This window comes from uncultured Gimesia sp. (assembly GCF_963972345.1).
In the GTDB taxonomy this organism is placed as follows: domain Bacteria; phylum Planctomycetota; class Planctomycetia; order Planctomycetales; family Planctomycetaceae; genus Gimesia.
In genome coordinates, this window is sequence record NZ_CAXAVM010000208.1 from 1 (window position 1) to 12043 (window position 12043).

Sequence of the window (12043 nt, forward strand, 5' to 3'; positions counted from 1 at the left end):
ACCTGCTTCTTCAATTGAATCACCTGGTCCTGCACCGCTTTGAGCTTGTCTTCCTGCAGTAATGCGAACTGTTCCTTCAGTTTAATTCGCTTGGGCCCCTGTTCTAATTTCTGATTCACATCATGCAATCTCAGATACAAATGATGTAAAGCTTTCAAACTGGCAGCAGTCGTCGACATGTTAAAGAACTCCAGAAACGCTCAATTTTGAGGCAATTAAGGTAGCGCCTCAGTGCTTTTATCTTGTTATAAAGATTTTTGTACTAAATAGCCAGACATACGCTGTAAAACTGATTGATCTTCTCAGGTCTCCCGGGAAAACGGGACTTCCGTCCCGTTCTGATCAAAAAAAACGCCGATCAGAACTGATCGGCGTTTGAATTTCAAATGCTGGCAGATGCTGTGGCATCCGCCGTCTCTTCTTCGGTTTCCCCCTGACCCCATTCCGGAACCAGGCCTTCTATGAAACCCTGCAGCTGTTTACTGCGGACAGGATGCTGTAGTTTTCTGACCGCCTTGGCTTCGATCTGACGCACACGCTCACGGGTCACTTTGAATATCCGACCGACTTCTTCGAGAGTGTAGGTGTAACCATCTCCCAGGCCGAATCGAAGTTTAATGATTTCGCGTTCACGGTAAGTCAGTGTTTTCAGAACATGGTCAATTTTGTCCTTGAGCATTTCCTGGCTGGCCGTATTCACCGGGCTGTCCGAATCAGAGTCTTCAATGAAATCACCGAAGTAGCTGTCTTCGCTCTCACCTACAGGTCGATCCAGGCTGATGGGATGTCGCGAAATTTTAAGCACACGTCGCGTCTCTTCCAGGCTGATGCCGGCGACTTCTGCTGTTTCTTCCAGAGTGGGTTCCCGACCTTTTTCCTGCAGTAACTGTTTACTGACCTTTCGCAACTTCGACATGGTCTCGATCATATGCACGGGAATTCGAATCGTACGAGCCTGGTCGGCAATCGCACGGGTAATAGCCTGACGAATCCACCAGGTAGCATAGGTCGAAAACTTATAGCCCCGTCGATATTCATACTTGTCGACTGCACGCATCAGGCCGGTATTACCTTCCTGAATCAGATCGAGGAAGCTTAAGCCACGATTGCGATATTTCTTGGCGATCGAAACGACGAGTCGCAGGTTACCGCCGGAAAGTTCACGCATTGCCGTTTCATAATCCAGGTAACGCTGCTTGACGGCTTTAATGCGTTCCCGCAGTGTTTCCGGAGTCTCCATGGTCATCGCGACCAGGTCCTGCAGTTCCCGCTCGAGGTTCGCGCGGTCATCCTTGGAATTTTTGATTCGCATATCGCCCATATCGCGAATTGAATCTTCCAGTTCCGTCATGCGGTGGGAAATCTGCTCCAGGCGTTTCATGCCAATCTGCAGACGCTGAGTCCGCAAGCTCAACTCTTCGATCAGGGTCGCCATTTTGCGACGACGTTTCTGCAGTGCCGCATAAGCTTCCGTGCGTTCGCTTTTGCTCAACTCCGGATTGACGAACTGATGGAAATCGGCGGCGTTTTTACTGCTCAGGTATTCGAGCGTCTTAAGGTTGTGAGGCATCCGCCCGAGAATCTGGTTCTTCTCGAGACCTTCTGTGACGGAAACCTTGATGGTCCGGTCAAAGGGAAGTTCGCCTTTATGTACCTTGTCGAGGATTTCAATCGCCTGACGCATCGCATAGTCGCTGCTTAATAATTCACGACGGAAGCGACGACGGGTGATTTCAATTTTCTTCGCCAGACGAATTTCTTCATCCCGTGTCAGTAGAGGAATTTCCCCCATCTGCGTCAGGTACATCCGCACGGGATCATCGATCCGCCGGGAAAGATCATCTGAGGAGCGGGAGCGGCCTTTGGCCTTTTCCGGCTGTAAGATCGTGATGATCTGATCGGGTATGATGTCTAACTCAATCTCCTCAATCGTCAGCAGGAGATTATCCAGCTTCTCGGGATTCAGCGCTTCATCAGGCAGATAGGCACTCACCTGATCGTAAGTCAGGTAGCCCTGTTTTTTGCCATTTTCAATTAGTTCATTCAATCGGGCGTCGAGTCGGTGCACGTTGCTTCTCCCAATCAGTCTGGTTAGATTCTCTAGTGAATTTTTTTAATGTTTCGTTTTTGATGAAATTCAGATGCTTGACGTAACAGTTCTTTTGCATCAGAACTCAAACTCTGGTTCTGGGCCTTCTGGAACAGCAGCCCTTTGTTTTTTTCGTGGTGTTTCTGTTCATCCCGCCATTTGAGATTCTTGATGGAATGCTTTAAAAAATGGGGAATTCCCTCAAGTGGTGCCGGATCATCAAGCAGCTTGGCGTGAACTGCTTTCTCACGGGCATGGGCGTCAATTTTGACAACCAGCTGCTTCAGATCCGGATCATCAATGCGATCCAGGATGCGATTGACATCCGGTACAATCCCCTCTTCAGTCAAATCGATGCTTAACTGATAAAGAAATCGAAGCTGGGGATTTTTCAGGTTGGCAGGGGAGATATGCTGCAGAATACGAGTGACACATTCGGGGTACACAAAAATGATTTCAAGAAGTTCGCTCTCAAGTTGATTGTCTTTCGTTGAATTATCTGCTTCCTGGGTGTATCCGGAAGTGTCAGTCGGTCTCGGAGTCGAGTTAGATTCGCTGGAGGAGTGATTCGTTTTCAGACCCGGGTTTGTTTTTTGTTTGACTTCACTCAGTCGTTTTCGGACAACTGATTCGTGTAAACCCAGTCGATCTGCCAACTTTCTTAATATGATGTCTTCACGAATTTTGCCGGTTAAGTTGGGGCTTGACGCCAGTAACTCCAGCATCTCTTCTAAAATTCGGTGCTGGCCGTCAATTGACTCCAGTCCAAATTTCTGGAGACAGACATTCAGCTTGAAATTCCAGGCTTCCGGAGCATGCGCGATCAACTGCTTCAACTGCTCGGCTCCCTGTTCTTCTAAAAATTCCGCAGGATCTTTCCCTGCAGGCAGTGTTAAAATTCGTAAATCCACTTCCTGAGCGATGAATTTGATTAAAGATCGCTCGGCAGCCTGTTGGCCCGCATTATCACCATCAAAAACTAATACGACTTTTCGCGCCAGACGTTTGAGATAAGAAACATGCGTTTCCGTCAAAGCAGTTCCTAATGTCGCGACCACGTTCGTCACGCCAAACTGATGTGCTGTAATGCAATCAGTATACCCTTCGACGACAACGACCGTTTCTGTTTCACGAATGGTCTGGCGCGATTCGTCCAACCCAAACAACAGCTTACTTTTAGTGAAAATAATGCTTTCAGGACTGTTAAAGTATTTGGCAATCCCGTCGGACGCAGAGCCGGGCAGGATCCGTCCCCCAAACGCAACAACCCGTTTCCGTTCGTCGCGAACCGGAAACATGACCCGATTGACGAAATAATCGGAATAGCGTGACTGACCTTCCTTTTTAAAGATCAACCGAGCTTCTGCCAGCAGGCTCTCTGGATAAAAGGACCGGGATCGATTCACCAGCCATTGCCAGTCGTTGGGGTGAAAGCCGAGTCGAAACTGCTGAATCGTTTCTTCTGTGTAGCCCCGGTCTTCCATCAGATAACGACGGGCCATCTCCCCTTCGCGGGTATTCATCAGACAGTCATGAAACTGCTCTTCGGCCCATTTCATCACATCGAACAAGGTCGTCTTTTCCACAACATTCGAGCGGGAGGCAGCGTTTGACTGTCCTGAGAAACGGGGCATTTCCAGATGGGCTCGTTCGGCCAGAATCTTCAATGCTTCAAAAAAATCGACATCGTCGTATTTCTGAACCCACTCATAACAGTCTCCCCCGGTATTACAGACCCAGCAGCGCCAGGTCTCACGATCGGGGTAAACAAACAGCGAGGGATTATGATCATTATGAAACGGGCAGATGCATTTGAAATCGCGGCCATTGGGAGTCAGCTGGACTGACTCGGAAACCAACTCGACCAGGCTTGTTCTCTGGCGGACCAGTTCTTTGAAATTTTGATCAAATCCTGGCGACACCAGTTTCTCCTGAACAGTTCAAATAGCGGCCCCAGAAGTCACTTTTCTTCTATCAGTGAAAAGTGAACATACACACATGTCACAAGAGGGCTTCCCTGCTCAGCTTTGCGTACTCAATTCTACCCCATAGATCGGGCCGGTCAAGAAAATCCCATTCACGATTCCCGACTCTGATCGTTGCTTAAGCTCAAAATTTATATAATGTTACAAGAACACCTAACCATACAGGTGCCTGTAAAACCATAAAGCAAACCAGGCTTCTGCCAGTTGCTTAAACGGTATAGTCGGAGTCGGCTTTCTCGAGGGGGCAGACAGGACTAGACAGTTGGTTTATATGAATTAGTCCTATTATAGCTGCCCCATCGCAGTCTGCAATCATGGCCTCAAAGAATTCCTGTCGTCAGCGCAGCAACAGAAAATTTCCGCGCGGGAGAACCCGCTGCTTCTGAGCATTATTCGGCAGCTGCTTCCTGGGGAGCTTCGTTTTTCACGAGTTGAAAGAGCGAGATATTGCCGAATTTTTCATTGCATTTCGGGCACTTGGTTTTAGCAATCGCTTTACCGGCCTTGCCCCCGATTCGCTCTTTTTTACGGGAATCTTCACTGACGATCAACTGACATGCCTGGCATTGTCTGCCCGCCAGCGTCAGTTCGATTTCAGGATCAGCCTCGTAAAATTCCAGGTTTTCGTTATCCAGAACCTCAAACGATTCCTCACTGTAGTGGCAGGTTACCTGTTGCATCTGATCTGTCAGCGGGACTCCTGAATCCTGTCCCAGTTGATCGATGCCATAGAATTCCGACAGTGCTTCCACCAGTTTGCGATATTCGCTGAGTGAGAATGTCAGGTACTGATTTTCCTTGGAATCTTCCTGTTTGGGCAGGGCAATCGCAATCCGACCTTTTCCGAACACAGGGACTCCTGCGAACACCGATTCATGATCGTACATCGTGGGAAACACAACGCGTAATTTGGGAATCTTCTCAGCCGGGACGATTTGCACGCTGGCTGCCGGAATTTCGCCTTCGTCTTTTTCTTCGCGCAGGTGTGCAGCAATTTCTGCTCTGGCTTTCTCCAGTTTGTCTTTGGAACCTCCGCCGAGAAGCCCACCTTTGGCCAGAACCAGTACGAGCATCTTTTCAGGAGAAATCGCCAGATCGACCTGAGTAAACGTCTTTTCCAGACTGTTTGGTTTTAATTTCAGCTTGGTAGGGTCAATCGCATGCAGTTTGATCCCTTTGAGCCAATGTGTGTAAGCCCCGGCGTTGAAGCCTTCAACACCTTCTGTTCCTGCCTGTGCGTCTGCAGTCGCTGTCTGCTCTGCATCTTCCTCTTTGGGAGCGCCCTGGGGCACCAGATACATCACATTACAGGCAGGACATTTTCCAGCCGCACCCCGATATTCTTCGCGAACTCGAATACGATGCCCATTCGGACAATATACGACGATGCCGCCTTCAATATTTCCCGCCTTGCGGCGTCGACGACGTCCCCCTTTGCGCCGTTTCTTCTCTTCTTTTTCCTCTTCGATGGCAACGTTAAACAAAACGTCACCCCCGGTTGCCACGGAATGATCTTCCGCCGGGGCATCGGCGACCTTTTTGGCTTTGTCACTCGGTGCGGGTGCCTCGGATTCTGTTTCCGCTTCTGTCTTTTGACTGGCTTCTACCTGCGATTCTTCCCGTGCCAGGGGAATCGTGGTCTGTTCCTCTTCTTCCGGGGAATCCGTATCGCCATCCATCTGGAAATCATCGTCACTGGCTTGATATTCAGTCACGTCGATGCTCTGATCCAGCTCAAAATCGTCGTCGTCCCGATCTGAATAATCAGTCATCGTGGCTGTGGAACTGCGGGATTCCTGCTCTTCCGACTGGTCGGTTTCTTCAGGTAGCGGACTGAAGATCATCGGTGCCGGATTCTCCTGCATTTTCCGATAGGCTTCGGCAATGTCTTCCCGCATGAAGGAACCGCAATTCCAGCAGCGGACAAGTCCCGTACGAACCATTTCGTTACACAGCGGACACGGTATTTCCGAAGGATTTTTATTCTGTTCATCCGGAGTTATGCCATTTGACATAATAAATCCCTGTTTGGATAGATAATGACGTGAAAGTGAAATTAGAAAACAGATAAAATGTTTAGTGCTTCTGCAAATGAATTATGATCAGGATTCGCAAAGATTAAGAAATGTCAGAAGCACAATGCAGGTCAGCAGTAAGATAATAAGATATTTTGGTAAACTGGAACATCTGGCAAAAAAAGTTGCGCTTCATCCAGATTAACAAAGCGACAGGCTGATTGCAGTAATGTTTTCCACTTTTAGTAATATTATAATCTCTCAGACCTCAGACTACCCTTTACTCAGAAAAAAGAGTCGCTCAAATCTGAAGAACGGTTATCATAAACCTAGTTTATTCCCTTTCGAAATCAAGATGAAGATTCGGTTTAGAGGAATCTGAATTGCTATTATAGAATAATCAATCCCACAGGAATGCTCAAGGGTACACATACCTGGCTTCATTAAACCCTGTAACCTGATTATTCGAAACGAGATCCTGATCACATCGGATCCTGTCAGCAGACATTATACATCAGCGAAACGTTATCTATAAGTCCCCTATCTCGACAGAAATTAAGCCCTCATGCCCAATGTGGAACAATATCTTAAACCGGAAGTCATTCAGACGGTGGCGCGGCTGGATCTGCGGGCCAAATTCATCGTCGAAGGCTTTCTGAGCGGTCTGCATGCCAGCCCCTATCATGGATTCAGCGTCGAATTCAGCGAACATCGCCGCTATTCGCAGGGAGATGACCCGCGCGATATCGACTGGCAGGTCTATGCCAAAACAGACCGGTTCTACATCAAGAAATACCAGGCCGAAACCAATCTCACCGGATACCTGATCCTCGATCTCTCTGAAAGCATGGCCTACACGTATCGCCAGAAGCTTTCCAAATTTGATTACGGTATCTGCCTGGCCGCATCCCTGGCCTACATGATGATTCATCAACAGGACCCGGTGGGACTGATTACCTTCGGAGATCGGATTAAAAACTTCCTCCCGGCCCGCAGCAAGCGCGGGCAGCTGGGTAATATACTGGCGATGCTGGCGAATTCGCACCCCAGCGGGACGACCGAGATCGGGCAGAATATCCAGCAGATCGCCTCGATGGTCAAACATCGCAGCCTGTTAATGATTTTCTCAGATCTGCTCACAGACCAGAAAAGTGTACTCGACAGTCTGCAGCGTTTGAGATATGCAGGTCATGATGTCATCCTGTTTCATATTCTTGATGAAGCGGAAGTCTACTTTCCCTTTGAAGGAATGGTCGACCTGAAAGAGCCTGAAGGGGGCGACTCCCTGGTTCTGGATGCAGAAGGCATGAAAGCCGACTACCTGGAAGCAGTGAGTGAACTCCGAGGAACTTACAGGGAAAAACTGCTCGCGATGGGCGTGGATTATGTTCCCCTCGATACCAGTATGCCTTTTGACAAAGCATTGATCGAATATCTCTCACAGCGCAAAGCCCGTTTCTGAGAAGCATTACAGAATCCCCTCGACCTGCAGAACCCGGTGCCGCCCGAAGTCGTTCCGGAATCTATCCGCATGAACACAAAGCCTTGTCAAATGTAACCGACTCCCCACTCGTCGGGGTTAAGTTATACGGATTCGTAGTTGTATACAGGTTGCAGTGACCACGTTCTTGAAATCTTAACCCAGTATGCCACTCTAATAGCTTGCAAGTGCTGCTCTGCAATTTTAGAGTGTTATTCACTTTGGATCATTGTTTTCGAATGGATTCCTGAGCTTCTGGCCCCTGTCATGGATGCTGGCCTTGCAGTGATCTGCTGCCTGCTCTGTTTTTTCATTTCCTTGTCAGGAAGTTGAAATTTTTACCAACAGAGCACTGAAACAAATCGTACTAAACTCGCAGATTTTCTAGCGTTAGTATTTGTTGGTTCTTTTTTAGGACTGAGAAACCGTTCTTATACTGCTTATAAACTAACTACAACAGTGGAGCTAAGAACCGCCAATGGACAATGAGTCAGTGATTCAGATTAGCAATCTGACAAAGATCTATCGTGATTTCTGGGGCCGCAAAAAAGTTCGCGCACTCAATTCATTAAGCCTGGAAGTAAAAAAGGGAGAGATCTTTGGTCTGCTGGGCCCGAACGGCTCCGGTAAAACGACCACGCTGAAACTGCTTCTCGGCCTGCTGTTCCCCTCGGAAGGGGATATTAAAGTTCTCGGCCAGCCAGCCTCGAACGTGGAAAAAAACGAACGCATCGGCTATCTGCCTGAAGAATCCTATCTGTACCGTTTCCTGAATGCGGAAGAAACGCTCGATTTCTACGGACGATTGTTCAAGATGTCCGCCAAGGAACGCCGCGAGCGATCAGCCGAGCTGATCGAAAAAGTCGGCTTAGGTCACGCCAAACGCCGCCAGCTCAAAGAGTATTCCAAGGGGATGACCCGCCGAATCGGTCTGGCCCAGGCGCTGATCAACAATCCCGACCTGGTCATGCTGGATGAACCGACCAGTGGTCTCGACCCGCTGGGAACCGACGACATGAAACGCATGATTGTCGAACTCAAGGAGCAGGGTAAAACCGTGCTGATGTGCAGCCACCTGCTGGCAGACGTTCAAGATGTCTGCGATCGCATTGCGATTCTATACGGCGGTGAACTCAAAGTGATGGGACGCGTGGATGACCTGCTCAAAGAACAGGAAGAAACACAGATCCTGACTTCGAAACTGAGTGATGAAGCCATCAATGAAATTAAACAGGTTGTCGCGAAACATAATGGTACAGTCGATACGGTCGATCATCCCACGGCGACTCTGGAATCTCTGTTCCTGAAAACGGTCCAGGAGAGTAAAGAGCGACCCGGGCAACGCTTCGTTCCCGAGACGGAAAAGAATAAAACGGCAGAGTAAGCTGACTGCAGATTGTGCATGATGCTGCTCACGATCATTGACTCTGGCTCTGCTGCAGAAATCGGCAGACATCATTTCCGCTGAGATGTTATTCACAGAAGTAAATCATTATGTCTTTTGATCCGATTCCTTATGACACGTTTAGTGCTTTCATACATTTCCTCAGTGTATTCGGAAGCGCCATGCTGCTCGCGTTGATTGTCTGCCTGATTGTGGGGGTGATTACCCGTGGTACGAAAGGAATTACCGATGTCTTCATGGCAATCGGCGACTTTTTCGTCCAGATCTTCCACCTCTCCTGTCGCCGCATCTGGTCGCTGAGCGTACTTACGATTCGCGAGTCGCTGCGACAGAAAATTCTGTTTGTCTTCATCATTTTCGCCGTCCTGTTCATGTTTGCCGGCTGGTTCCTCTCGGGGGCCGCTGACAGACCCGACCTGCAGATACAGTCCTATATCGACTTCGTTTTAAAAGCCATCAGCTGGCTCGTGATACCGATCATGCTGCTGCTGGCCTGCTGGTCACTGCCTGAAGACATCCGCCTGAGAACCATTCATACCGTTGTCACGAAGCCCACTTATCGAATTGAGATTGTCATGGGCCGGATGCTGGGGTTCACCCTGCTGGGCAGTGTCATTCTGCTGGTGATGGGCACCGTCGGCTATATCTGGATCAATCGACAGGTCCCGGAATCCGCACAGTATCAACTGGTTTCCAAAGTTCCCGTGTACGGTAAAATCGCTTTCACCGACCGTGAAGGCGCCCCCACGACAGCCGGGATTAATGTCGGGGACGTCTGGATGTACCGCAGTTACATCGAAGGTGCCACCAAAGCCCGGGCAATTTACACATTCGAAGGGATCGATCCCGGTGATGCCATCGATGACAAGCTGGTTCTGCAGTCGTCATTCGAAGCCTTCCGCACCCATAAAGGAAACATGGAAAAGGGCGGGATCCTCTACCAGTTCATCTTTGTGAATGAAGACAAAAACCTGCGTGTGCCGACCAGGCCCCTGGTCAACAAGGAATACTCGGAAAACGTTCTGGAAGTGAATCGAAAAATCAAAGACGATGATGCCGAGGGCGGCGAGGGAGTCGAACTCGATATCTTCGATGACCTGGTTGATAAAGACGGCAATTTAACCGTCGAGGTCCAGTGTCTCGAAGCGGGACAGTTACTGGGCATGGCCCGTCCCGACCTCTTTGTGCGAACTCCGGACCGTGCCTTTGTGGTCGGGTATTCAAAAGCGGTACTGGGTATCTGGATGCCGATGGTGCTGGTCATCATGCTGGGCGTCACCATCAGCTGTTTTGTGAAAGGCCCTGTCGCCATCCTCACCACGCTGACTGTGGTCATGGTCGGATTCATGTCGAAAGAGTATATGAATGAGATTCTGAGCGGCAAAATGGAAGCCGCCGGCGCGATTGAAGCCTGGTATCGACTGATCACTCACATGAATTCTCAAACAGAATTACCCGCTGGTCCCGTAAAAGTAATAATCGAAACGGTCGATGCTGGTATTATCAACTTCCTCTGGCTCTGCCAGCAGGTGATCCCCAACTTTGGCATCTTTTCCAATATGCGTGAATATGTGATTAAAGGTTTTGATGTCTCCTGGAGTGCAGCACTGCTGCCGGGGATCGCGACGACCGCGGCTTATATTCTTCCTTGTTTAATTGTTTCATTCTATAGCTTGAAGCTTCGCGAATTGGAGGCGAAATGAACAACCTCTCTTCCAAACATCGTAAACTGGCATACGTTATTGCCATCATTATCCTGCTGATCCCGGTGATCTGGCTGGGTATGCCTTCCACGGGTGAAGAAGGTTCTGGTGGTCAGCTGGCCCAGTTACGTGTCAAACATGAACTGGGGGAAAGCACACTGGGTGACGTTGATCCCTCAAGTGCCTCCATGAACTTCGTCCTGCTGGGACTGCGCGGGATCGCCACGAACCTGCTCTGGATCGATGCCAACGAATACCAGAAGAAGAAGGACTGGGCGAAACTCCGCTCAACCGTCGATTCCATCATTCTGCTGCAGCCTCACTACATGAAAGTCTGGGACTTCCAGGGCTGGAACCTGGCGTACAACGTATCTGCAGAATGGGATGCCGTCGAAGACCGCTACTTCTGGGTCAAGGAAGGCATCAAGTTCCTCAATGAAGGGGTCACGCGTAATGAGCGATATCCTGAACTGGACTGGAAAGTCGGTAACCTGCATGGCCAGAAAGTAGGACGCTCTGATGAATGGCGCCAGTTCCGCCGCTTCTATAAAGTCGACCCTGATACCGAACGCTACGAAGGGGGTCCAGACCCGGAAATCAATCCCGATCGCCTCGATAACTACCAGGTGGCCAAAGAACATTTCCTGATCGCCAACGATAAAGAGCTCAAACACAAACAACATCTGCAGATGCGGATGCTGTTCCGTGGTTCTCCCTGGCACGCCCAGTTCGACTATGCCAACGCCATGCAGCGTGAAGGTACCTTCGGCAAACAGCGTACTGATGCCTGGAAACGGGGCTTTGATGAATGGACCGAGATTTACGGCCGCGAAGAGTTCATCACTCCTAAAGGACCGATCGTACTGGAATGGACAGACGCCGATATCAAAGCCCTGGCGGCTCGTGATGAATCGATTACGGAAGAAGATGTACGTCACTGGACGAATCGCTACCAGGATACTTCCAATTATCGGTTCTGGCGAACCCGCGCTCTTTCCGAGTCCGAAGAAACGACGATCAAAGCTCACAAAGATATCTATGACGGCGAGCAACTTTTCCGCAGCGGTAAATTTGATGAAGCCAAAGCCAAACTGGAAGAAGGAATGGCCTTGTATGCGACCGTCCTCAACAAGTATCCCAGCCTGTTATCAGAAGACCTGGCTATTGAAGAAGGTCTGCAGGCCGTCATCCTCTGGCGTTACATCCATGACCTGAAAGGTCTGCAGGTACCAGCCAGCTTCCCGCTGAAACCGTTGTGGAACAAAGAACAGGGCCGGGTTCCTGAACTCGAAAACGACCTGCGTCGTCGTTACGGAATTCAGTAAAATCCAATCGGTCAGTTAATCAAACCGAAAAGAGCCAGCTG

General features: G+C 49.4%; 7 protein-coding genes. 4 read left to right on the forward strand and 3 right to left on the reverse strand.

Translation table 11 applies throughout. From position 1 onward, the window contains the following. Window positions 1–382 precede the first annotated feature (382 nt). The 3 genes from rpoD to AACZ40_RS24300 form a co-directional block, all read right to left on the reverse strand. Entirely contained in the window at window positions 383–2068 is a 1686-nt protein-coding gene (gene rpoD / locus AACZ40_RS24290; protein WP_291173138.1) for an RNA polymerase sigma factor RpoD, read from the reverse strand. Window positions 2069–2100: 32 nt separating this feature from the next. Next, window positions 2101–4011 carry a DNA primase gene (gene dnaG, locus AACZ40_RS24295; protein WP_291173135.1) on the reverse strand — a complete coding sequence of 637 codons (1911 nt, stop codon included), beginning with the start codon at window positions 4009–4011 and terminating at the stop codon, window positions 2101–2103. 452 nt (window positions 4012–4463) lie between these two features. Continuing rightward, on the reverse strand, window positions 4464–6089 hold the full coding sequence (locus AACZ40_RS24300) for a hypothetical protein (protein ID WP_291173133.1): 1626 nt from the start codon (window positions 6087–6089) through the stop codon (window positions 4464–4466). A 565-nt stretch (window positions 6090–6654) separates the two neighbouring features. Between AACZ40_RS24300 and AACZ40_RS24305 the strand changes: the two genes are divergently transcribed. The 4 genes from AACZ40_RS24305 (at window position 6655) to AACZ40_RS24320 (ending at window position 12002) form a co-directional block, all read left to right on the forward strand. After that, window positions 6655–7551: a DUF58 domain-containing protein gene (locus tag AACZ40_RS24305; RefSeq protein ID WP_291173130.1), complete on the forward strand. Its 897-nt coding sequence runs from the start codon at window positions 6655–6657 to the stop codon at window positions 7549–7551. Window positions 7552–8047: 496 nt separating this feature from the next. Beyond that, the gene (locus AACZ40_RS24310) at window positions 8048–8953 is read left to right on the forward strand and encodes an ABC transporter ATP-binding protein (RefSeq protein WP_291173128.1); all 906 of its coding nucleotides are present in this window, start codon (window positions 8048–8050) and stop codon (window positions 8951–8953) included. A gap of 110 nt (window positions 8954–9063) precedes the next feature. Next, window positions 9064–10677 carry a hypothetical protein gene (locus AACZ40_RS24315; RefSeq protein ID WP_291173126.1) on the forward strand — a complete coding sequence of 538 codons (1614 nt, stop codon included), beginning with the start codon at window positions 9064–9066 and terminating at the stop codon, window positions 10675–10677. Beyond that, on the forward strand, window positions 10674–12002 hold the full coding sequence (locus tag AACZ40_RS24320) for a hypothetical protein (RefSeq protein WP_291173123.1): 1329 nt from the start codon (window positions 10674–10676) through the stop codon (window positions 12000–12002). Before AACZ40_RS24315 ends, AACZ40_RS24320 begins: the two co-directional genes overlap by 4 nt. Window positions 12003–12043: the final 41 nt, after the last annotated feature.